This window comes from Collimonas sp. GW821-FHT02H07 (assembly GCF_059421505.1).
In genome coordinates this window covers 209945-233273 of the sequence record NZ_JBWKVC010000003.1, presented here as the reverse complement: position 1 = coordinate 233273, position 23329 = coordinate 209945, and the positions used below count along the sequence as shown (strand labels likewise).

The 23329-nt window shown below is 61.1% G+C and carries 19 protein-coding genes; 6 read left to right on the top strand and 13 right to left on the bottom strand.

Annotation, left to right across the window (positions count from 1 at the left end):
• Positions 1-6: 6 nt before the first annotated feature.
• The 3 genes from AC07V8_RS07140 to AC07V8_RS07130 all read right to left on the bottom strand — a co-directional run bounded on the left by AC07V8_RS07140 (position 7) and on the right by AC07V8_RS07130 (position 5476).
• A complete protein-coding gene (locus tag AC07V8_RS07140) occupies positions 7-3150 on the bottom strand; it encodes an MdtB/MuxB family multidrug efflux RND transporter permease subunit (RefSeq protein WP_494679047.1) in 3144 nt (1047 codons plus the stop codon).
• Positions 3151-3172: 22 nt separating this feature from the next.
• The gene (locus AC07V8_RS07135) at positions 3173-4591 is read right to left on the bottom strand and encodes an MdtA/MuxA family multidrug efflux RND transporter periplasmic adaptor subunit (RefSeq protein WP_494679048.1); all 1419 of its coding nucleotides are present in this window, start codon (positions 4589-4591) and stop codon (positions 3173-3175) included.
• A gap of 378 nt (positions 4592-4969) precedes the next feature.
• Positions 4970-5476: a Spy/CpxP family protein refolding chaperone gene (locus AC07V8_RS07130; RefSeq protein ID WP_494679049.1), complete on the bottom strand. Its 507-nt coding sequence runs from the start codon at positions 5474-5476 to the stop codon at positions 4970-4972.
• 355 nt (positions 5477-5831) lie between these two features.
• Here AC07V8_RS07130 and AC07V8_RS07125 point away from each other — a divergent pair, with 355 nt between their 5' ends.
• Together AC07V8_RS07125 and AC07V8_RS07120 are read left to right on the top strand one after the other, a co-directional pair.
• Positions 5832-6554, top strand: a complete 723-nt coding sequence (locus tag AC07V8_RS07125; protein ID WP_199110733.1) for a response regulator — start codon at positions 5832-5834, stop codon at positions 6552-6554.
• A gap of 55 nt (positions 6555-6609) precedes the next feature.
• Positions 6610-7959, top strand: coding sequence for an ATP-binding protein (locus AC07V8_RS07120; RefSeq protein ID WP_494679050.1), 1350 nt, complete (start codon positions 6610-6612; stop codon positions 7957-7959).
• A gap of 187 nt (positions 7960-8146) precedes the next feature.
• Here the strand turns inward: AC07V8_RS07120 and AC07V8_RS07115 are convergent, their stop codons facing one another.
• From AC07V8_RS07115 to AC07V8_RS07105, 3 genes are all read right to left on the bottom strand, one after another.
• Positions 8147-9538 carry a GntP family permease gene (locus tag AC07V8_RS07115; protein WP_494679051.1) on the bottom strand — a complete coding sequence of 464 codons (1392 nt, stop codon included), beginning with the start codon at positions 9536-9538 and terminating at the stop codon, positions 8147-8149.
• A 241-nt stretch (positions 9539-9779) separates the two neighbouring features.
• Complete coding sequence (locus AC07V8_RS07110; protein ID WP_494679052.1) at positions 9780-10349, bottom strand: glycine zipper family protein; 570 nt, start codon at positions 10347-10349, stop codon at positions 9780-9782.
• 12 nt (positions 10350-10361) lie between these two features.
• A complete protein-coding gene (locus AC07V8_RS07105; RefSeq protein ID WP_494679053.1) occupies positions 10362-10706 on the bottom strand; it encodes a hypothetical protein in 345 nt (114 codons plus the stop codon).
• Positions 10707-10974: 268 nt separating this feature from the next.
• On the opposite strand from AC07V8_RS07105, the gene AC07V8_RS07100 reads away from it, so the two are divergent.
• Positions 10975-12198: a CaiB/BaiF CoA transferase family protein gene (locus tag AC07V8_RS07100; protein WP_494679054.1), complete on the top strand. Its 1224-nt coding sequence runs from the start codon at positions 10975-10977 to the stop codon at positions 12196-12198.
• 18 nt (positions 12199-12216) lie between these two features.
• Here AC07V8_RS07100 and AC07V8_RS07095 read toward each other — a convergent pair whose 3' ends face one another.
• The 4 genes from AC07V8_RS07095 to AC07V8_RS07080 all read right to left on the bottom strand — a co-directional run bounded on the left by AC07V8_RS07095 (position 12217) and on the right by AC07V8_RS07080 (position 16476).
• Positions 12217-12813: a phosphatase PAP2 family protein gene (locus tag AC07V8_RS07095; protein ID WP_494679055.1), complete on the bottom strand. Its 597-nt coding sequence runs from the start codon at positions 12811-12813 to the stop codon at positions 12217-12219.
• A 249-nt stretch (positions 12814-13062) separates the two neighbouring features.
• Positions 13063-14196 carry a porin gene (locus tag AC07V8_RS07090; protein WP_494679056.1) on the bottom strand — a complete coding sequence of 378 codons (1134 nt, stop codon included), beginning with the start codon at positions 14194-14196 and terminating at the stop codon, positions 13063-13065.
• A 191-nt stretch (positions 14197-14387) separates the two neighbouring features.
• Positions 14388-15812 carry a sensor histidine kinase gene (locus tag AC07V8_RS07085; protein WP_494679057.1) on the bottom strand — a complete coding sequence of 475 codons (1425 nt, stop codon included), beginning with the start codon at positions 15810-15812 and terminating at the stop codon, positions 14388-14390.
• Positions 15802-16476 (bottom strand): response regulator, encoded by a 675-nt coding sequence (locus AC07V8_RS07080; RefSeq protein WP_211445033.1) that lies wholly within the window; start codon positions 16474-16476, stop codon positions 15802-15804. Before AC07V8_RS07080 ends, AC07V8_RS07085 begins: the two co-directional genes overlap by 11 nt.
• 292 nt (positions 16477-16768) lie before the next feature.
• On the opposite strand from AC07V8_RS07080, the gene AC07V8_RS07075 reads away from it, so the two are divergent.
• The gene (locus AC07V8_RS07075; RefSeq protein WP_494679058.1) at positions 16769-17623 is read left to right on the top strand and encodes an amidohydrolase family protein; all 855 of its coding nucleotides are present in this window, start codon (positions 16769-16771) and stop codon (positions 17621-17623) included.
• Here AC07V8_RS07075 and AC07V8_RS07070 read toward each other — a convergent pair.
• On the bottom strand, positions 17620-18447 hold the full coding sequence (locus tag AC07V8_RS07070; RefSeq protein ID WP_494679059.1) for a ferritin-like domain-containing protein: 828 nt from the start codon (positions 18445-18447) through the stop codon (positions 17620-17622). The genes AC07V8_RS07075 and AC07V8_RS07070 overlap by 4 nt on opposite strands.
• A gap of 139 nt (positions 18448-18586) precedes the next feature.
• On the opposite strand from AC07V8_RS07070, the gene AC07V8_RS07065 reads away from it, so the two are divergent.
• A complete protein-coding gene (locus AC07V8_RS07065) occupies positions 18587-18820 on the top strand; it encodes a hypothetical protein (RefSeq protein WP_494679060.1) in 234 nt (77 codons plus the stop codon).
• Positions 18821-18891: 71 nt separating this feature from the next.
• Positions 18892-21321: a penicillin acylase family protein gene (locus AC07V8_RS07060; RefSeq protein ID WP_494679061.1), complete on the top strand. Its 2430-nt coding sequence runs from the start codon at positions 18892-18894 to the stop codon at positions 21319-21321.
• Between the two features lie 34 nt (positions 21322-21355).
• Here AC07V8_RS07060 and AC07V8_RS07055 read toward each other — a convergent pair whose 3' ends face one another.
• Both AC07V8_RS07055 and ugpE read right to left on the bottom strand, forming a co-directional pair.
• Positions 21356-22435: a sn-glycerol-3-phosphate import ATP-binding protein UgpC gene (locus AC07V8_RS07055; protein ID WP_494679062.1), complete on the bottom strand. Its 1080-nt coding sequence runs from the start codon at positions 22433-22435 to the stop codon at positions 21356-21358.
• Between the two features lies 1 nt (position 22436).
• Positions 22437-23288 (bottom strand): sn-glycerol-3-phosphate ABC transporter permease UgpE, encoded by an 852-nt coding sequence (gene ugpE, locus AC07V8_RS07050; RefSeq protein ID WP_494679063.1) that lies wholly within the window; start codon positions 23286-23288, stop codon positions 22437-22439.
• Positions 23289-23329: the final 41 nt, after the last annotated feature.

Genomic DNA, 23329 nt, shown 5'->3' with positions numbered 1-23329 from the left:
CTGTCATCACGGCTTGACCGGCTCCGCTATGGTGCCGTCATGTTGGTCGCCGTCGCCGTCGGCATCCTTGCTGCCGAAGCGTTCACGCATGCGGCGCGCCAGGTTGTCGAAGGCCAGGTAGATGACCGGCGTGGTGAACAAGGTCAGCACCTGCGATACCAGCAGGCCGCCGACCATGGTGATCCCCAGCGGCTGCCGCAGTTCCGAACCGACGCCGCTGCCCAGCATCAGCGGCAGGGCGCCCAGCAGCGCCGCCATGGTGGTCATCAGGATAGGACGGAAACGCAGCAGGCAAGCCTGGTAGATCGCCTCGCGCGGGCTCTTGCCCTCGTTGCGCTCGGCATCCAGGGCGAAGTCGATCATCATGATGGCGTTTTTCTTGACGATGCCGATCAGCAGGATAATCCCGATGATGCCGATGATGCCGAGATCGCTGCCGGCGATCATCAGCGACAGCAAGGCGCCGACGCCGGCCGACGGCAGCGTCGACAGGATGGTGATCGGGTGGATATAGCTTTCATACAGCACGCCGAGCGCGATATACATGGTGATGATGGCCGCCAGGATCAGGATCAGGGTATTGCTGAGCGAGGCTTGGAACGCCAGCGCCGCGCCCTGGAAGTTGGTCTGGATGCTGTCCGGCAAGCCGATTTCCAGTTCCGCCGCATGGATCGCTTTGACCGCGTCGCCCAGCGAGGCTCCCGCCGCCAGGTTGAAGGAAATCGTGGTGGCGGGGAACTGGCCGATATGGTTGATCACCAGCGGCGAGGTGCGTTCTTCGATGGTGGCGATGCTGGACAAAGGCACCTGGTTGCCATTGCCTGACACCAGGTAGATGCTGTTCAGCGCCGCCGGGCCTTTCTGGAATTCCGGCTTCACTTCCATCACCACCCGGTACTGGTTGGACTGGGTGTAGATGGTGGAGATCAGGCGCTGGCCGAAGGCGTTGTACAAGGCATTGTCGATCGCGGCGGTGGTGATGCCGAGGCGCGAGGCGGCATCGCGGTCGATGGCGATATAAGCCTGCAGGCCGAGATCCTGCTGGTTGCTGGCGATATCGGCCAGCTGCGGGATCTGGCGCAGGCGTTCGATCAGCTTGGGCACCCAGATGCTGAGTTCGTCGGGATTGGCATCCTCGACGCTAAACTGATACTGGGTACGGCTGACGCTGTCCTCGATGGTCAAGTCTTGCACCGGCTGCATGTACAGCGTGATGCCGCCGACCTGGCGGTCCAGTTCCGGCTGCAGGCGGCGGATGATGTCGCTGGCGCTCAAGTTGCGCTGGTCGCGCGGCTTCAGGTTGATCAGCATGCGGCCGCTGTTGAGCGTGGCGTTGGTGCCGTCGATGCCGATGAAGGAAGACAGGCTTTCGACTGCCGGATCCTTCAGCACCACGGCCGCCAGCGCCTGCTGCCGTTCCGCCATGGCGGAGAAGGAAACCGACTGGCTGGCTTCCGAAATGCCCTGGATGACGCCGGTGTCCTGCACCGGGAAAAAGCCTTTCGGTATGAAGATGTACAGCACCGCGGTCAGCACCAGCGTGCCGATGGCGACGATCAGGGTGGAGAACTGATGGCGCAGCACCCATTCCAGGGCGACGCCGTAGCGGGCGATGATCTTGTCGAGAAATGCGCCGCTCTTGCGGTAGAACCAGCTTTGCTTTTCTTCCGGGATGTGATGCAGCAGCCTGGCGCACATCATCGGCGTGAGCGTCAGCGAAATCACGGCCGAGATCAGGATCGCCACCGCCAGCGTGATGGCGAATTCGCGGAACAGGCGTCCTACCACGTCGCCCATGAACAGCAGCGGAATCAGCACCGCAATTAAGGAAAACGTCAGGGAAATGATGGTGAAGCCGATCTGCTCGGCGCCTTTCAAGGCCGCCTGCAGAGGCTTCATGCCTTCTTCGATATAGCGCGAGATATTCTCGATCATCACGATCGCATCGTCGACTACGAAGCCGGTGGCGATGGTGAGTGCCATCAGGGTCAGGTTGTTGACTGAAAATCCGGTCAGGTACATGACGCCGAACGTGCCGATCAGCGACAGCGGCACCGCCACGCTGGGAATGATGGTGGCGGGGACGCTGCGCAGGAACAGGAAAATCACCATCACCACCAGCGCGATCGACAGCAGCAGTTCGAACTGCACATCCGACACCGAGGCGCGGATGGTGGTGGTGCGGTCGGTCAGGATCTGGACGTCGATGGCGCCGGGCAGGGTGTCCTGCAGTTTCGGCAGGATCTTCTTGATGCTGTCGACCACGCCGATGACGTTGGCGCCCGGCTGCCGCTGGATGTTCAGGATGATCGCCGGCGACTGGTTGGCCCAGGCCGCCAGCCGCACGTTTTCGGCATCGTCAACGACATCGGCGACATCGGAGACGCGGATCGGCGCGCCGCTCTTGTAGGCGATGATCAGGTTGCGGTATTCGTCGGCCGAGCGCAGCTGGTCGTTGGCGTCGATGGTCGAGGCGCGCGAGGGGCCGTCGAAACTGCCCTTGGCCTGGTTGACGTTGGCGTTGCCGATGGCGGTGCGGATATCGTCAAGATTCAGGCCCAGCGCGGCGATGGCGCGCGGATTCAACTGCAGCCGCACGGCAGGCCGCTGGCCGCCCGACAGGCTGACCAGGCCCACGCCCGGCACTTGCGAAATCTTTTGCGCCAGGCGAGTGTCGATCAGATCCTGCACCTTCGGCAGCGGCAGGGTCTTGGAGGTGATCGCCAGCGACAGGATAGGGGTGTCGGCCGGATTGACCTTGTTGTAGATCGGCGGCGTCGGCAGGTCGGACGGCAGCAGGTTGCCGCCGGCGTTGATTGCCGCCTGCACTTCCTGCTCGGCGATATCCAGGCTCAGGTCCAGGCTGAACTGCAGCGTGATGACCGAAGCGCCGCCGGAACTGGTCGACGACATCTGGTTAAGGCCGGGCATCTGGCCGAACTGCCGCTCCAGCGGCGCCGTCACAGAGGAAGTCATGACGTCAGGGCTGGCGCCGGGATACAGCGTCACCACCTGGATGGTCGGATAATCGACTTCCGGCAGGGCCGAAAGCGGCAGCTGCTTGTAGGCGACGATGCCGGCCAGGAAAATCGCCAGCATCAACAGGGATGTGGCGACCGGCCGGAGAATAAACTGGCGTGAGGGATTCATGCGTTCCGTTCTTTACAGCCGGTTATTGGCTGTTGCTCTTGTTGGCGGCGGCGGGTGCGGCAGGCGCATCGCCAGCGGCAGCGGCGTCCTGGCGATGGCGGTGGCCGCCCTTGTGGGCGCCGGCGCCGGAGGCGTCGGCAGAGGCTGTCGCCGCGGCAGGAGCGCCGCGCACCACAGGTTCCACTTTGGCGCCTTCCTTGAGTTTGTCGATGCCGTCGATGACCACGGTTTCGCCAATGGCGATGCCTTGTTCGATGGCGGTCGATTCGCCTTCGGTCGGACCGGCCGTTACCTGGCGGATGGTGACGCTATGGTCGGGCTTGACGACATACACGAAAGTGCCTTTGGAACCGCGCTGGATGGCGGCGTTCGGAATCACGATGGCGTCCTTGCGGGTATCAAGCAGCATGCGGGCGTTGACGAACTGGCTGGGAAACAGGGCGTAATCGGCGTTCGGCGTTTCCGCCTTCAGCTTGACGGTGCCGGTCGTGCTGTCGACCTGGTTGTCGATGGTCAGCAGGTGGCCGCTGTCGAGCTTGTTCTTCTGGTCGCGGTCCCAGACGTCGGTCGGCAGTTTCTTGCCGGCCTGGATCTGCTTCATGACGCTGGGAATATTATCTTCCGGGATGCTGAACACGGTCGTGATCGGCTGCAGCTGGGTGATGATGACGATGCCGTTGGCGTCGCTGGAGTGCACTACGTTGCCAAGATCGACCTGGCGCAGGCCGAGGCGGCCGCCGATCGGCGCGGTGACGCGCGAATAGGTCAGCTGCAAGCGGGCGCTTTCGAGCGAACCCTGGTCCGACTTGACCGTGCCTTCATACTGCTTGACCAGCGCCGCCTGGGTGTCGACCTGCTGGCTGGCGATAGAGTCCTGGGCCAGCAAGGTGCGGTAGCGCTGCAGGTCGATTTGGGCTGCCTTCAGCAGGGCGGTGTCCTTGGCCAGTTGGCCTTCGGCCTGCATCACGGCCACCTGGTAAGGGCGCGGATCCAGTTCGGCCAGCAAGGCGCCGGCTTTCACCACCTGGCCCTCCTGGAAATGCAATTTCATCAATTGGCCGTCGACCCGGCTCTTGACCACGGCCGTGGCTTCGGGAGTGACGCTGCCCAGGCCAGAAATATAGATATTGATATCGCCGCTCTTGGCGGCCGCAACGCCGACCGGCAATGGTCCGCCGGCGCCGGCGAAGGCGCCGCGCTTGCCGCCCTTGCCGCCGCCTTTGGCGCGGCCGTTTGCGGCTTGCCCTGCCTGGTCCGGCTTTCCTGCGGCATCTGCGGCCGGATGAGTGCGGCCCCAGATCAGGTAGGCTGCCAGGGCCAGCACCGCGACGGCAACCAGCCACAGCCAGCCGCGCTGAAATCCGCCCTGGCGCTGGTTGGGAAGCCGGGCAGGCCGGCGCTGGCTGGGTTGGTCGATTTTTGGAGTCGGTGTAGTAGTCATCGCAGGCAGGAGGTCAGTCAGAGTGTGGTCGGATGCAATGCATGGATCCGCTGGAATCAGGAATCAGGAATCAGGAATCAGGAATCAGGAATCAGGAATCAGGAATCAGGAATCAGGAATCAGGAATCAGCAGATTGTTGAAGTGTAATTACATGAGTTTAGCGAGTAAATTTTACCGCCGTGTGTATTTATTAGAAATTGTTTCAATTTAATGAACGGCTTCCGGCAGTGTATCGGCATGCGATGCCAACGGCAATTGGCGCTGCCGCGCGCCAAAAGCAGGGCGGCAAATGATGAAGCCGCAGGGTTGCGCACTTGTGATGCGCGCAACGTCTACGGCTTCGCCATTTGCCCGGCAGGCGGGATCCGGCTCACGCGTTATGGGCGGCCTTCCGGAGCGCCGTCAGGGCCGCCGCGGTGCCCGCCGTGATGGCCAAAACGGCGTTTTTCCAACTGCTTGAAGTGCTCGTCAAAGACCTTTTGCTGCGCTGGCGTCAGGACGGCATAGAATTCCTTGACCGCGGCGGTATGCTCGGCCAGGCGGGTTTCAGCGCGTTTCAGGAATTCCATCCGGTGCTCCAGGCGTTCAGGGGCTGTCAGTTTGTCCCACTCTTCCTTGCTTGGGCGCTTTGGCGGCTCGGCTGGCCTGACCGGTTTGATCTTGCCGATGAAAGTTTGCCAGGCGGGTTCCTGCGCCGCGGTGATCTTCAGGTCGTCATGCCATTTGGCCTGCATTTTTGCCATGTGGTCGGCAAATTTGGCTTGCTGTTCCGGTGTCGGCGGGCCCTTCCTGGCGCCGTCGGTCTGGGCGTGGGCGGTCAGGCCCATGGCGGCGATGCTCAATGCGGTCACGCCGATCAGTAATTGTTTGCGAAGCTTGAACATGGTGGAGTCCTTCTATGAATGTGAGTGCAATCCGCACAGTTCGCATTGGAACGCGCTGGTGTATCGCCGGTTTTTCATAGAGCCCAAGCTTTGTATCCGCGTGTATGGCCTCAAGTTTGCTTTGTATCCTAAAGTGTCGAGGGGCGAGGCGGATATGCCAATATACAAATTACTATCGTCTTTCTTGCGCCGGCTTGCCATAATCCTGAAAACGGCAAATACTTGCTGCCGTTGCGTATCGGCTATAGTTTGTCTTGAATGCATCGTTATCAACGACGATGACCGGCATGGATAGCCTGAATTTTGGATTGGCCGTACTTCCGGTCTTACTGCAGCTACTAGGATAATCAAGCACATGGAAACCGCTGCTCATATATTGGTGGTCGACGACGACCACGAAATCCGGACTTTGCTGGCCGAATACCTGGATGCCAACGGCTTCCGCACCCTGATGGCAACCAACGGCAGCGACATGCGCAAAGTGCTGGCGGAAACACGGGTCGACCTGGTGGTGCTGGATCTCACCTTGCCGGGCGAAGACGGCTTGACGCTGTGCCGCAACCTGCGCGCCGATTCGAATATCCCGGTGATCATGCTGACCGCGCGCGGCGAGCCGCTGGACCGCATCCTGGGCCTGGAAATGGGCGCCGACGACTATCTGTCGAAGCCGTTCGAGCCGCGCGAGCTGTTTGCCCGCATCCGCAGCGTGTTGCGCCGTACACAAGCCTTGCCGCCGAATATGGCGTCGCCGGAAGCCCAGCAGATCCAGTTCGGCCACTGGACGCTGGACCTGATCGCGCGTCACCTGGTCAACCACGACGGCCTGGTGGTGGCTCTGTCGGGCGCGGAATATCGCATTCTCAAGGTGTTCCTCGATCATCCGAACCGGGTGCTGAACCGCGACCAGCTGCTGGAACTGACCCAGGGCCGCGAATCCGATCCTTTCGACCGATCGGTCGACATCCAGATCAGCCGCCTGCGCCAGAAGCTGGGCGACGATGCCCGCACGCCGGTGATCATCAAGACTGTGCGCAACGAAGGCTATGTCCTGGCCACCGCAGTGACAGTAGAGTCGTGATGCGGCTGCGTGATCCAATCGCGACGGCCGCGTGGTAGAAAAAGGAATACTGTCAGTGAGAAATTTCTTTGGCTCGGTGGCGAACCGGGTATTCCTGATTCTGCTGGCGGGGATCCTGGTTGCGGTCGGCAGCACCGGCTGGCTGGCCGATAGCGAGCGGCGCAAGAATTTCAAGGAATGGTACGAGTCGCGGATTGCCGACCGCATCGAACAGATCGTCATTTCAATCGATAATGTCGGTCCCGATACGCGCAGCATCGTGCTGCAGACCAGTGAAAAATTCGGCCTCGAATCGAGCCTGGTCAACGAAACCGAACCGACGGTCAACGACAATCCCTCGCTGACGAGCGCGATAAAATCCAAACTGGGCAGCGAACGCCGCGTGACGGTCGTCAAGCAGAAGGATTGCAAGCTGCGTGAGCGCAGGGGCCAGGATCCACGCCATTTCGATGAATGCCAGGCGGTGTATGTCGCCCTCAAGGACGGCGCCGTCCTGAAGGTCAAGCTGCGCGTGATGCGCGAGCCTGGCGCGCCTGGCGGCCGTCCACCCGGTATGCCCTTTCCTTCGCTGTATTTTGCCTTGTTCATGGTGCTGATCGCGGTGCTGGCGTTTGTCGTCGCCAAGATGACGGCGCGGCCGATCCAGCTGCTGGCGAATGCCGCCGGCGAACTGGGCAGCGATATCGACCGGCCGCCGCTGGATGAAAGCGGACCGACCGAAGTGCGGCAGGCTGCGACCGCTTTCAATGCCATGCAGGCGCGCATCAAGCGGCAGATCCAGCATCGTACTCACATGCTGGCGGCGATCACGCATGATTTGCAGACGCCTTTGACGCGCTTGCGCCTGCGCCTGGAAAAAGTGGGCGACGGCGAGTTGCGCCAGAAATTGCTGGAGGACCTGGCGGTCATGCAGAGCATGGTGCGCGAGGGACTGGATCTGGCGCGCAGCATGGATTCGGCGGAGGCGATGCAGAAGCTGGATATCGATTCCTTGCTTGACAGCGTCTGTGCCGATGCGGTGGATGCGCGGCAGGATGTCACGCTGGAGGGGCGCACCCGGGCTTCGATCGTGGCGCAGCCTAACGCTTTGCGGCGTTGCCTGACTAACCTGGTGGATAACGCGACCAAGTACGGGCGTTATGCCCGTTTGCAGCTGGGGCGGGAGGGTTCTGATATCGTGATCCGGATCCGGGATGGCGGGGCGGGGATTCCTGCGGAATTGCTGGAGACGGTGTTTGATCCATTCTTCCGCCTGGAGACTTCGCGGTCGCGGGATACTGGCGGCACGGGCCTTGGGTTGACGATTGCGCGCAATATCGCGGAGAATCACCGGGCCACTTTGCAGTTGCGGAACCACCCTGCCGGCGGCCTGGAAGCAACCTTGCGTTTGCCCGCTCTGAACTAGCATTTCCGCCAAGCCAGCGCTGTAAATCACCCGCTAAGCAGTCAAATGGGGTCAGTTTTTTTTCGCGGCTTTTTGCGAAAATTACTCTGACCCCAGTTGACGAGCTACGGAGTGCGTGCGGTGGCAGACATGCACTTTCTTTTGCTTGCGCGTTAAGTCAAAACAACATCTACGGCAGTGCGCCTTTTTAGACTATCCCCGTCAGATAGTAAGTCCCAATCACCACAAACACCGCCGCCGTCTTGATCAGGGTCACTACGAAAATATCCTTGTACGACTGCCGGTGCGACAATCCTGTTACTGCCAGCAAGGTAATCACTGCGCCATTGTGCGGCAAGGTGTCCATGCCGCCGCTGGCCATGGCGGCGACGCGGTGCAGGACTTCCATGGGGATGCCGGCGGCCTGGGCGTTTTCTATGAAGGTGTGCGACATGGCGGCGAGGGCGATGCTGAGGCCGCCGGAGGCGGAGCCGGTGACGCCGGCCAGGGTGGTGACGGTGACGGCTTCGTTGACCAGCGGATTGGGGATGCTTTTCAAAGCGTTGGCGATTACCACAAAGCCTGGCAGGCCGGCGATGACGGCGCCGAAGCCGTATTCGGAGGCGGTGTTCATCGATGCCAGCAAGGCGCCGCTGACGGCGGCCTTGCTGCCTTCTGCGAATTTTTCCTTGACGGTTTTAAAAGCGAACAGCAGCACTGAAAAAATCCCTATCAGCAGGGCGGCCTCCACTGCCCAGATCGCCACCACGCCCGACACCTGGGTGATGATCGGCTTGCTGGCGCCGGCCAGCGTCATTTCATGGCTGGCGCCGTAGACCGTGGGGATCCAGCTAGTGAATAATTTGTTCATGACGCCGACCAGCACCAGCGGCAGCAGGGCGATCAAGGGATGCGGCAGCTTGCCGTCGGCTACCGGCTCCGGCTCGTTCAGCAGTTCGGTGCCATAGCCTTCGCCATTGGCGGCGGCCTTGCGGCGGCACCACTCCAGGTACAGCAGGCCGGTGACCAGGATGAAGACGGCGCCGATCACGCCCAGCCAAGGCGCGGCCCAGGTCGTGGTATTGAAAAAGGTGGTGGGAATGATGTTCTGGATCTGCGGCGTGCCTGGCAGGGAATCCATGGTGAAGGTAAACGCGCCGAGGGCGATGGTGCCAGGAATCAGGCGCTTCGGGATGCCGCCCTGGCGGAACATTTCCGCGGCAAACGGATAGACCGCAAACACCACTACAAACAGCGATACGCCGCCGTAGGTCAGCAGTCCGCATACCAGCACGATGGATAGCATGGCACGCTGCCGTCCGACCACCTGGATCACGCTGGAGACGATGGACTTGGAAAATCCGGAAAGTTCGATCACCTTGCCGAATACCGCGCCGAGCAGGAACACCGGGAAGTAGAGCTTGACGAAGCCCACCATCTTTTCCATGAAGACGCTGGTGAACATCGGCGCCACCATGCCGGGGTCGGTCAGCAGCACTGCGCCGAGAGCGGCGACCGGCGCAAACAGGATAACGCTGTAGCCGCGGTAAGCGACAAACATCAGGAACAGCAAAGCCAGAATAACTACGATGAAACTCATCCTCTATCTCCTTGGGATTGAAACAGGTCGGCGCCACGGGATGGCATATTGCCATGGACTGAATGGCGGCGTGTCATTGTCAATATTGTAACTTGAGGCAGGGCCGGGCCGAAGGCAAAAGTCGCGTTGCTTCTGAGCCGCTGGAGGAGGAATTCGAGGCGGGCAGCTGCAGAAATGCGTGCCCCGGAATGCACAAAGACATGCCGCAGCATGTCTTTGTGGTGGTCGCGATCAGCCAGGATCAGTAGGGCGCGTAGTCTGGCGGAGGGCCGTAGTTGCCGCGTTGCGGCGGGTAGTAGTCGGGCGGCACCGAGTACTGCGGCGCCGGTGCGTATTGCGGCGGCGCATACTGGCGGCGGCTGTTGGCATAGCCGCCGGAGACTGGCACCTGGTTGCCCTTGGCGTACATGCATTGGGTGTACACATTGTTGTACTCACGCTGCATGCCGTAGCTGCTGCGCGCAGCCGAGTCGCCGGCGACCGAGCTGCCAGCCAGCAAACCGACACCGCCGCCGATCGCCGCACCGGCGCCGGCGCGGCCGGTTGCCGCACCGATCAGGGCGCCAGCTGCTGCGCCGATGACGGTGCCGGCTGCCGCCGTGCCGACGGCATTATCTGCCGCCGCCTGCGGTGCATATGGACCGATGCGGTCTTGCGCTGCGCGCTGGCAGGCTGCTTCGTCATTGCGGAACTGTTCGTAGCTCTTGCCGGCGCCAGGCAGCGCCATCACATTGGGACCGGTCGGCGCGGTCACGCAGCCGGACAGCAGGACGGCCATCGAGACCGCGAATATCTTGATTGTACTGTTCATCGTCACACCGCCTTATCGAGGTTGAGCTTCATCCGGCAATACTTTCATCCAGCCTTTGGGGCAGCGCGGGATCTGCGGATAATAGCCCGCCGGACTCGGGCAGTAATAAGCGTAGTTAGGGGCTTTTTCTATATAGGTTTGCGGTTCAGGCTGGACATACACCGGGGGCGGTGCGTAATAGACCGGCGGCGGCGCGTAGTACACCGGCGGCGGGCCCCAGTACAGCGGTCCGCCTATGGTGACGCCGAAGCGCGGGCCGTAGAAGCCGCCATGTCCGTAATAGCCGTATGCAAAGCTGGCCGAACTGGTCGCCATCAGGGCCGCTGCAGCCAGTACCATCAGAACAATTTTCTTCATGATATATCCCACGCATTTCTTAGTGATTAAATAGTAGACCGGGCGCCTGCAGCAGCAAAAAGGAGTTACTTCTGGTTGCACATGTTGCGTGGCGCTACATGCTATTCTAACCCGTAGGCGGCGGCCAGCCGCAAGGGGCCTGGCGATGCGCGCGATTGTTGCGTTGCGGCATATGTTTTTCTGCCGAAGCCGGGGCTGGCGCCGTTCTTGTCCGTGCATGCGCGGACATATCCTATAATCGGCGATCCGCAGCCAGCAGATTACAGACATGAACCAGCCATCCGCAGAACAGCAATCCTCCCTCCAGGGCGTCAAGGTGATCGAACTCGGCACCTTGATTGCCGGCCCCTATGCCGCCAGCCTGCTGGGCCAGTTCGGCGCGGAGGTCATCAAGATCGAGTCGCCCGGCGACGGCGATCCGCTGCGCAAGTGGCGCAAGCTGCACAACGGCACCTCGCTGTGGTGGTATTCGCAAAGCCGCAACAAGAAATCGGTGACGTTGAACCTGAAGTCGGAGCAGGGTCAGCAGATCGTGCGCGATCTGGTCAAGGATGCCGATATCGTGATCGAGAATTTCCGCCCCGGTACGCTGGAGGGCTGGGGCCTCGGCTGGGAGCAACTGTCGAAGATCAACCCGAACCTGATCATGGTGCGCGTTTCCGGCTACGGCCAGGACGGTCCCTATCATGCGCGTCCGGGATTTGCCGCGATTGCCGAGTCGATGGGCGGCTTGCGCAACCTGGCCGGCTATCCGGACCGGCCGCCGGTGCGGGTCGGCGTCAGCATCGGCGACACGCTGGCGTCCTTGTATGGCGTGATCGGCGCGCTGCTGGCCATGCATCACCTGAAGGCCAATGGCGGCAAAGGGCAGTTCATCGATATCGCCCTGTATGAAGCGGTGTTCGGCGTGATGGAAAGCCTGATTCCCGAATACGCTGAATTCGGCTTCGTACGCGAACGCACCGGCGCCAGCTTCCCCGGAATTTCGCCGTCCAGCACCTATCCTTGCCTGAGCGATGAGCGGGGCGAACATTATGTGATCATCGCCGGCAACGGCGACAGCATCTTCAAGCGCCTGATGCATGCCATCGGCCGCGGCGACCTGGCCGAAGATCCGCGCCTGGCGCGCAATGACGGCCGCGCGCAGAACAACGATATGCTCGACGCCGCCATCGCCGAATGGACTTCACGACATGCGCTGGAGCACGTGCTGCAGGTGCTGGAGCAGGCGGAAGTGCCGAGCAGCAAAGTCTATACCGCGGCCGACATTCACCAGGATCCGCATTTCCGTGCGCGCGGCATGATCCAGCAGCATACGCTGCCGGATGGCCAGCCGATCGACCTGCCGGGCATCGTGCCCAAGCTGTCGGCGACGCCGGGCCAGACTAACTGGGTCGGTCCCGAGCTGGGCCAGCATACCGCCGAGGTATTGGCGGGTATCGGCAGAAGTCCGGAGCAGATCGCCGCGCTGCGCGAGCAGGGTGTGATCTGAACCGGGTTTGGGGAAGCGTTACTTCATCATCCAGCCGCGCCGGATCAGCGGCGCAAACAGGAAGCCGTAGATGGCGGAAGCGCAGCGGAACAGCGGCGCCATGAACCAAGGCGCGCAGCGATGGCAGATGATGGCGCTGACCGCGGCGACCGCGGCGGCGCCCGCCATGTCGAATGGATAGTGGACGCCCAGATACATGCGCGCCCACGCCATCGGCAAGCCGAGCAGGCTGTACGCCAGGCCGAGAGTGCGCAATCGCTTGTGCAGCAGGAAGCTGAAAGCGACGCTCCACTGCAGCGTCAGGTGATCGCTGGGAAACGACGAGTCCGGGCTGTGCGCCAGGAAGTTGGTGCCGAGGCCGATCGCGAAAGGCCGCGGATGCTGCCAAAGCATGCCGCACAGCATGCTGATAGAGAGGCCGACGATGCCGGCCACGACTGCTTCCAGCATCAGCTTGCGGGTGGCTTCGGAGCCGCGCAGCCAGCCGGCCAGCAGCGAAACCGGAATCAGGTAAATGAGCAGTTCTGCGGCAAACATCGCAATGCTCAAGGTAATCGGATTGGGGTGTGCGCTGGCGTTGAACAATAGAAACAGCGATTGATTGAATTCTTCCATGGGGCCTTTAAGTTTCAGGATCCAGCGAGATGCCGCTGCGTCAATTTGGTCGTTTGAGACTTGCTGGCGACAGGATAGTTGCAAATACTTAGCGCTGGCTGAGGAGGCGGAATGGATAGTTCTGTACGGGAAATCGTGCCTGAAGCCGGCAACAGTTGCCGGCAATAAAAAAACTGGCAAGACCGTGGAGTCCTTGCCAGCTTCAAGTTTTACGGCAGTCCCGGCTAATTGCACCGGGTTCAAACAGGGTTAGAAACGGGTGCGCATGCCCATCGCGAATTCAGTCTGGTTCTTGAAGCCGTTGGCCGAACCGACGCGATAGCCGTCGCTAAGTTTCATATAGTCGGCAGCCACATACAGTTCGGTACGCTTCGACAGATGATAGAAGGTCGAACCGTACAGGGTTTTCTTGTTGCCGCTGCCGGTGGCGGTCGAACCGCTGGCGTCGGCGTAGGCGTTCAGGGTGCTGGTGCCGGCTGCGTTGTAGGCAGCGTTGTCAGCCTTCATCACCTGGTAACCGATTTCATAGTCAAACGAACCTTGCGGCGTGAACTTGGCCGATACGGTATACGCATTGTCCTTGCGCTGGCCCAGTGCGCCCTGGTCGGCGGTGTAATGGAAATAGCCGGCGTTCAAGCGCACCAGATCGAAAATGTAGCTGCCGCCGAGCGAATAGGATTTGTGTTTTTCCAAGCTGGAATCAATGCCGTTGCCAACGTCGGCTTGATTGATAAAGGCGGAAACGATGAAGTTGGGGCCGTTGTAGCCGATGGCTGCAGATTTGGTCGTGTTGTGCGCGAACTGGCCAGCGACGTTACCGAACTGATAGCCCAGGCCGGCCACCACGCCGTTGCTGAATACTTTCTTCCAGACCAGGCCATTATCATAACGGGTGCCGGTGGCGCTGCCCGAGTAGAAAATCAATTGCTTGAAGTTGTTGTTGTTGGTGTAGCCGCCTTCTTCCAGGCCGAGCTTGGAGCCGTAGGCATCGCCGTAGACTTGGGAAAAATCGCGCGCCAATGTGTTTTGGCGGCCCAGTGTGATCTGGCCGAAGGTCTGGTCTTGCAGGCCGACCCAGGCGTCGCGGTTGAACAGCACGCCCGGCGTATCCATCTCACCGGTGCCGACCACGAACTCCGCTTCCAGCTTGAAAATGGCTTTCATGCCGCCGCCCAGATCTTCGGCGCCGCGGAAGCCGAGGCGGTTGCCGCTGAACCATGCGACCGGAATCCCGGTCAGGCGGTCGCCTTGCTTGTCAGCGTGGTTGACGGTGCTGATGGTGGCGTCGATCAAGCCATAGATGGTGACATTGGATTGGGCATGGGCAGCATTCACGGATCCCAGGGTCGCAAGAGCGGCCAGCGCCAGCAGCGATTTTTTCATTTGTGTCTCCAGATATTTATAGTTAAATTTGCCGATCGCGTGGATCGGTCGCCAGACTATAAAATTCGCAAGCTTACTAACTGCTTTCAGAGCGCAAATCAGGATGCATCGACTGTGGAAACCGCGCCACAGCTGAGGTCAAATATATCCCGGATTTGAAAGCTGGCTGTAAGTTTTCTTCCGAAAAAGCCTCACTGTGTTGTTTGCGATCCACCTGCGGCCGCCGGGATAGGGCTGGCCAGGGGCGGAAAGCTGATCGTCACCAGCAAGCCGTTGCCGCAGGGTGGTGTCGATAATGCAACTTCAGCCTTGCTGGCCGCTGCAATTTCGCGGACGATCGCCAGGCCCAGGCCGCTGCCGTCGGAACGGTCTTCCTGCAGGCGATAGAAGCGTTCGAAAACACGTTCCCGTTCAGCTTCGGGAATGCCGGGACCGTTGTCTTCCACCCGCAGCAGCGTCCCGTGCTCGCTGCCGTCGACGGCAAGCGTCACGATGCCGCCGGCCGGCGTGTAGCGCAACGCATTGTCGAGCAGATTGGCCACCAGCTCTTCCAGCATGGATGGGGTGGCCCGCACCATGACCGGATTGTCGCGGAATTCGAAACCGAGATCGATGCCTTTGCTCTGCGCCAGGGTGGCCAGTTCTTCGATCACTCTTTGCACCACCTCGATCAGGTTGACGTCGCTTTGGCGCAAGGGATGGCCGGTGCCGGTTTCGGCGTTGGACAGGGTCAGCAGCTGGTTCACCAGCCGGATGCCGTGCTGTATGCCCTTGTTGATCGCGCGCAGCGCGGCATCCTTGCTGGCGCTGTCGCTGCTGCGCAAGCCATAGTCGACCTGGGTGTTGAGCACTGTCAGCGGCGTGCGCAGCTGATGCGATGCATTGGCCAGGAAGCGTCCCTGCGCCGACATATGCTCGTCCAGCCTCTGTACATAGTCATTGATGGCGTGCACCAGCGGCACCAGTTCGGAAGGCACCGGCGCGGTGTCGAGCTCTTCCAGGGCGCCCGGCTTGCGACGCTGCACGCGGTCGCGCAAGCGCATCATCGGCGCCAGTCCATGGCGCAAGCCCAGCAGCAGCAGCAGGCCCACCAGCAGCAGGATGACCAGCTGCTCCTGCACCGTGTGTTCCCACATGCGGTCCGACAGCGCGTTGTAGGAATGCTGGGTTTGCGCGACTTCGATGATGACCGGCGCGCGTTCCGGGTTGCCGACCACTTGCTGGAAAAAAGCGACGATGCGCACCGGTTCATCGCGGAACGTCGCATTGAAATAGACGGCCTCCTCGTTATGGCTGGCTTTCGGCGGCTCCGGCAAATCGGGTTGTCCGGCCAGCAGTGCGCCATGCGCCGTCACCACGCGGTAGTAGATCAGGTCATGCGAATCGGACTGGAACAGTTCCAGCGCCGCCGGCGGAATCGTCACCTGCAAGGTCTCGTCTTCATAGCGTATCTGTTCGGCGATGATGCGCGCCGAACCCAGCAGCATGCGGTCGTGCACCACAGTCGCCATCTCGATGGCGTTGTTGTAAGTGACCCAGGCATTAAAGCCGACGAACAGCACCAGCGGCACCAGCAGCCACAGCAGCAGCTGGGTGCGCAGGCTGTTAAACCACATGCTGGTGCTGCAGCAGGTAGCCGAGTCCGCGCAAGGTGATGATGGCGGCGTCGCCGTGCTCCAGTTTCTTGCGGATGCGGTGGATATAGACTTCGATGGCGTCTTGCGACACTTCTTCATCCATGGCGTACAGGCTTTCCGCCAGCGCTTGCTTGCTGACGGTCTTGCCCATTTTCATGATGAGGGTCTCCAGCACGGCGTGCTCGCGCCGCGTCAGGGTGAGCGCGACGCCGTCTATCGAAAAGATCAAGCTGTTGCTGTCGTAGCTGAGCGAACCGCATTGCAGGACCGGGTTCTTTTGCTGGCTGGCGCGCCGCAGCAGGGCGCGGATGCGCGCCTCCAGTTCGTGCACATCGAACGGCTTGGCCATGTAGTCGTCGGCGCCGCTGTCGAGGCTGCCGATGCGGCCTTCGACCGAATTGTTGGCGGTCAGGATCAGCACCGGCACATTGTTGTGGCGCGCACGCAGCCGCCTGAGCACCTCGCTGCCTTGCAGCTTGGGCAGGGACAAGTCAAGGATGACCAGTTCATATTGCTGGGTCAGCAGCAGGTGATCGGCGTCGGCGCCGTTATACACGCAGTCGACTGCATATTTGTTTCGGTGCAAAGTAAGCGCTAGCCATTCGGACAGTGGCCTGTTGTCTTCTACCAGCAAAATTCGCATATTCGTTTCCGCCAAGGGGATGCCGCATGTTTATCGCCATGCGATCACGCGAATTATAAGTCCGCAAGTGCGGCTGCGGGGCATGCCGCTTGGCAGGGCGAAGATTTAGCGGGATTCCAGGAGGTTTTCAATTGCCCGGTCAAAATTGTGCATGCTATTATTGGTCCAGCCAATAGACCTTTTTGGGCGGCCGCAACGAAACCCGATCAGCGGCTTAATATAGCAAACCAGCCGTTACCGGCGGAAAGCCGGAAACGTGCTGCATTGATTGTCGCAGGAAGGATGAAACGCAATGGTTCTTGAAAACGGCGGCGCCATGCGCATCGATGCCCATCAGCATTTCTGGCTGCTGGCCAACCGGGCAGGGCAATGGCCGCCTCCTGAGCTGGCGGCTATCCACCGCGATTTCCTGCCGCCCGACCTGGCGCCGCTGCTGCAACAGCACGGCATAGGCGGCAGCGTGCTGGTGCAATCCTTGCCGAGCATGAGCGATACCTTGTTCATGCTCGGCCTGGCGGAACAGAACCCGTTTATCCGCGCCGTGGTCGGTTGGACCGACTTGAAGTCAGCGCATGCCACGCAGCAGATCGCTGTGCTGGCGAGCCATTCGAAAATGCGCGGCCTGCGGCCCATGCTGCAGGATCTGGCCGACGACTGGATAGACGATCCGCAGCTGGCACCGGCGATCGCGGCCATGCAGCGTCATCGGCTGAGCCTGGATGCGCTGGTCTTGCCGCGTCATTTGCCGTCCTTGCTGGCGTTTGCCAAGCGCTATCCGGAACTGCCGCTGGTCATCGACCATGCTGCCAAGCCGCACATCGCGGACGGCCGGATGGAGCCGTGGCGCTCGCTGATCAGTCAGCTGGCGGCCATGCCGCAGGTGTACTGCAAATTATCCGGCCTGGTGACGGAGGCGGCTGCCGGCTGGCGAATCTCCCAGCTGCAGCCCTATGCTGCGCATGTGCTGGAAGTTTTCGGGGCGGAGCGGGTGATCTGGGGCAGCGACTGGCCGGTGCTCAATCTGGCGGCGGACTACGGCCGCTGGCTGGAGGTTACCGAGGCGCTGCTGGCGAGCCTGGAGCCCTGGCAAAAGCAACAGGTCATGGGAGGAAATGCACAACGCTTCTATCGTTTGCAGCGGCGCTAGCGCAGGAACACTTTGTTCATGATCTGCGTCACCGGATAGGCCACCATCGTCTGCACGGTTGGCGGCAAATCCAGCGGCCGCATGATCATCTTGATGGTCATGTCGGCGGACAGGTGAGCGCGGATGGTCGTGTTCATTTTGCTGTGTATCCGCTGCAGCATGGCCTGGTCATCGGCATGCGACGGCGCCCTGGTGCCGAGCACGTGGCGCAAGGCGCAGGCGGCGTCTTCGTTTTTCATTTCCATGGTGCGGCGGCGCAAGGCGCCAAAGATGCGGTGCCGGCGCAAGCCCTCGTTCTGGCGGAAGCGCCGGAAGTAGCGGAAGAAATGCTTGTAGTGATTCACTTCGTCCTTGGCGATGCGCGACGCCAGGTCTTTCAATACCGGCTCGCTGGTGCTGCGCGACAGCGCACTATAGAAGGTGGCGGTGCCGGCTTCCACCACGCAACGCGCTACCATTTCCAGTCCCTTGCTGGGTTCCAGCAACTCAACCTTGCAATAGCTGGAATACTCGCTCAGGAAATTGGCGTAGGCGGCCGGCCAGTCGAATTCCGGCCAGATATGCTCAACGTAGGCACGCAGAGCCTGGCCGTGCTGCAATTCTTCGACTTCCCATTGTTCGCGCAGCCAGCTGGAAATTTCCGGCTCGTCGCCATAATAATCAACCAGATTCTGCGTATAGAGATCTGAACCGCTCTCCACAAACGAGGCGCAGGCAACCAGGTAAAACAGGTTTTCATCGGGGCGTACTTGCGCGATATCGATTTTTGAAAAATCCAGATCGGCGATTTTCCAATGCGTACTCTCTTCGCGACCTTTGTGCATGATCAATCTCTCCAGTTGGTTGTGACTGATGAAGGTATGACGCATTCCTCGGCAATAGGTTCAAGGTACACGATTTTTCAGCAATGTGCGTATTTGCGGCTCATGCTAGCATTACCCTTATTTGTAGCGAGGTGAATGTATGAGCGATCAAAGCAGCCAGAACGTCGAATATCGCGGCTACGTCATTGTGCCGAAACCTGTGCAGGGCCATGACGATCTGTGGCACGACGGCTATCAGATAGTGAAAGGCGGCGCCAGCGTTTCCAGCCGCACCAATACCGAAAGCGCGCACAGCACCCTGCATGCGGCATTTGACAGCAGCGTCGAATTTGCCAAGATCGAGGTCGATAACCTGGTCGCCCTGACCGGGTAAGGCTGCGGCCGCCGTGCCGCGCATTTTTGTCTGCCTGTGGATATTTTATAAATAAATTATAAAAACTGCTTATGCGACCAGCTTTGTCCTTGCCCACTCCTTATGCGCTGGCTTTGCTGGCAGTACTCGCAAGCGTGCCCGTCCACGCCCGCGAGCCCGTTGCGCCGCCTGTAGCGAGCCAAGTTTTCCATGCCGCCGGCTTGAAAAAGCCGGCGGAAATATTGGTCGACCAATGGGGCGTACCGCACATGTATGCGGCGAATCAGGACGATGCCTTTTTCGTCCAGGGCTTCAACGCCGCGCGCGACCGTCTGTTCCAGATCGATTTATGGCGCCGCCGCGGCCTCGGCCAGCTGGCGCAGGTGTTCGGTCCGGCCTATGTGCAGCAAGACCGCGCCACCCGGCTGTTCCTGTACCGCGGCGACATGCAGCGCGAATGGCAGTCCTACGGCCCGCATGCGCAGCAGGTGGCGACTTCTTTCGTGGCCGGCATCAATGCCTATGTCGCCTACCTCAAGGCTAATCCGGACCAGCTGCCCTTTGAATTCAAGAAGCTCGGCTATGCGCCGGCCAAATGGCAGGCGGAAGACGTGGTGCGCATCCGCAGCCACGGCCTGACGCGCAACCTGGATAGCGAAGTGGCGCGCGCCAATGTCGCTTGCAAGGCCGATCTCAAATCCGATGAAATCCGCGTCGGCCTGACGCCGCAGTGGCAAACCTCGCTGCCTGACGGTCTCGATCCCTGCCTGCCCAAAGATCTGCTGAACGTATTCAAGCTGGCGACCCAGGGCGTGAAGATCAGCAAGGACAGCCTGGCTGAGGGCGGCAAGGCCGATGCAGTGGTCATGGCCGCCGCCGAAAATCCGGAAGAAGTCGCAGAAGGCAGCAACAACTGGGTGATTGCGCCGGCCAAATCCGCCACCGGCCGCGCCATCATGGCCAACGATCCGCACCGCGCCTACTCGACGCCGTCCCTGCGCTACATCGCCCATCTCCATGCACCGGGGCTGGACGTGATCGGCGCCGGCGAACCGGCGCTGCCGGGGATTTCGATCGGCCATAACGGCAGCGTCGCCTTCGGCCTGACGATTTTCAATATCGACCAGGAAGATTTATACGTTTACCAGCTCAATCCCGAGCATGAAAACCAGTACAAATACCAGGGCAAGTGGGAGCCGTTCAATATTATCAAGGAGCAGATCGAGGTCAAGGGTGCCAAGCCGGTCGAAGTCGAGCTGACGTTCAGCCGGCACGGCCCGGTGATCTTTGTCGAACCGGGCAAGAATCGCGCCTTCGCGGTGCGCTCCGGCTGGCTGCAGCCAGGCATGGCGCCGTATTTCGGCAGCATAGAATACATGCGCGCCACCAGCTTCGCCCAGTTCAAGCAAGCGCTGCTGCATTGGGGCGCGCCGACCGAGAACCAGGTCTATGCCGACACCAAGGGCAATATCGGCTGGGTGCCGGGCGGACTGGCGCCGATCCGGCCCAACTGGGACGGCTTGCTGCCGGTGCCGGGAGATGGACGCTATGAGTGGGCCGGCTTCTGGCCGGGCGACCAGCTGCCCTCCAGCTACAATCCGAAACAAGGCTGGTTCGCCTCGGCCAACCAGATGAACCTGCCGGCCGGTTATCCTTACCGCGAGCGCAAGCTGGGTTTCGAGTGGACCAATAATGCGCGTTTTACCCGCATCAGCGAAGTGCTGTCATCGCTCAACAAGGTTTCGCTGGAAGACTCCATGCGCCTGCAAAACGACGATCTGTCGATACCGGCGCGGCGCCTGGTTGCCCTGCTCAAGCCTTTGTCCTCCGGCGATGCGCAGACGCAGGCCGCCCTCAAGCTGCTGGCCGGCTGGGATGCGGTGGAGCGCGCCGATTCGGCACAGGCTGCCTTGTTCGAAGTGTGGCTGTCGCGCCATCTGGGCAAGGCCTTCAAGGCTGCGGTGCTGAGTCCGGCTGCGGCCGAAGCCATGGGCGCACCGGATACCGCGGTGCTGCTGGATACGCTGGAGCAGCCGCAGGCGCGCTTCGGCCAGGATGCGCTGCAAAAGCGCAACCAGGTTTTGCTGGCGAGCCTGACGGCGGCCTATGCTGAAATGGAGAAATTGCAGGGCAGCGACAGTGCCCAATGGCAGTGGGGCAAGCTGCACCACAATCTGATGGAGCACCCGCTGGCAGCGGCCGTGGATGAGGCGACGCGGGCCAAGCTGAATGTCGGACCGATGTCAACCCATGGCGGCGCCTATTCGCCCAACCAGTCGACTTACCGCAGCAGCGATTTCCAGCAAACCAACGGCCCTTCGTTCCGGGTGGTGGTCGACGTCGGCAATTGGGACAACTCGCGTGCAGTCAACTCGCCCGGACAGTCGGGCGATCCGGACAGCCCGCATTATCGCGACCTGGCCGACAAGTGGCTGAAAGGCGAATATTTCCCGCTGCTATATTCGCGCGCAGCGGTGGAGAAGGCCACGGTCGAGCGCATCAGTCTGCAACCGGCTGATTGAAGGCGGCCCGGACAGTGTCCAGCCGGGCTGCCTGTCAGCCAAATTCGATGCGCTGGGTGGTCTCAGGATTAAACCAATGCAAGGCCGCGGCATCGAAGCCCGCCGTGATTGCCTGTCCGGCTTCGACCGCAGTCGCCGCCGGCACCCGCATCACCAGCAGCTGGTCGCCGATGGAGGCGTGCACCAGCAAGTCGGCGCCCAGCGCTTCCACCAGTTCCGCCCGCAGGCTCAAACCGGGCTGGCCAAAGATCAGCTGCTCCGGACGCAGGCCCATGATGCAGTCGTGGCCGGCGATCGGATGGCAGCTGAACGGCAGGCTGACGGCCGCGGCATTGTCGATGGCGAAGCTGTTGCCGTCATCCGCCACGCGGCCGCGCAGCAGGTTCATCGGCGGCGAGCCGATAAAGCTGGCGACAAAGGTGGTGGCCGGGCGCGCATAGACTTCCGCCGGCGTGCCGATCTGCTCGGCGCGGCCGCCGTTCATGACGATCATGCGCTGGCCCAGGGTCATGGCTTCGACCTGGTCGTGCGTCACATACAGGCTGGTGGTGCCGAGGGTGCGGTGCAGCTTCTGGATTTCCAGGCGCATCTGCACGCGCAGCTTGGCGTCCAGGTTGGAGAGCGGCTCGTCGAACAGGAATACCGCCGGCTCGCGCACGATGGCGCGTCCCATCGCCACCCGCTGGCGCTGGCCGCCCGACAGCTGGCGCGGGGTACGCTGCAGCAGCGCGCCCAGTTCCAGGATCTTGGCCGCCTTTTGCACGCGCGTTTCGATGTCGTCCTTGCCGAGTCCGCGTATCTTCAGGCCGTAAGCCATATTCTCGTAGACGCTCATGTGTGGATACAGCGCATAGTTCTGGAACACCATGGCGATGTCGCGGTCCTTCGGCTCCAGCTTGTTGACCACGCGCTCGCCGATCACGATATCGCCCGAGGTGATATCTTCCAGCCCGGCCACCATGCGCAGCAAGGTCGACTTGCCGCAGCCGGAAGGGCCGACCATGACGATGAATTCGCCGTCGGCGATATCGATCGAGATGCCGTGGATGACATCGACGGCCTTGGGCGCCTTGCCGTAGGTTTTCTTGACGTTCTTCAGATGTACTTGTGCCATATCACTTCTCGGAATCAACCAGACCTTTAACAAACCATTTTTGCATCACGACGACCACCAGGCCCGGCGGCAGCATCGCCAGCACCAGGGTGGCCATCACCATATTCCACTCCACCGCGGAATCGCCGCCGACAATCAGGGTCTTGATGCCGATACCGATCGGATACATGTCCTGGTTGGTGGCGATCATCAGCGGCCACAGGTACTGGTTCCAGCCGTAGATGAACATGATCACGAACAGCGCGATGATATTGGTGCGCGACAGCGGCCAGATCACGTCCTTGAAGAAACGCAGGGGGCCGGCGCCGTCGATGCGGGCCGCTTCCGCCAGTTCATCCGGTATGGTCAGGAAGAACTGGCGAAACAGGAAGGTCGCGGTAGCCGAGGCGATCAGCGGGATGGTCAGGCCGGCGTAGGTGTTGAGCATATGGAAGTCCGACACCACCTGGTAGGTCGGCGTGATGCGCACTTCCACCGGCAGCATCAGGGTCATGAAAATCATCCAGAAGAACAGCGAGCGTCCCGGGAAGCGGAAGTAGGTCATGGCAAACGCCGACAGCATCGAGATCGAGATCTTGCCGATGGCGATCGCCAGCGCCGACACCAGGCTCACCACCAGCATGCGGCCTACCGGCGGCGCCGAGACGTTGCCGGAGCTGCCCTTGGTCAGCAGCGCGCTGTAGTTTTCGATGAAATGGCTGCCGGGCAGCAGCGACAGCGGCGCGGCAGCTGCCTGTTCCGCGCTCTGCGTGCTGGCGACGAACGCCACGTAGAGCGGGAAGGCGATGATGATCACGCCCAGGATCAGCACCAGGTGGCTGACCATGTCGAGGATGGGGCGGCGCTCAATCATGGGCGCCTTTCATTGCATTGTTGATGATGATCTTCATGCTC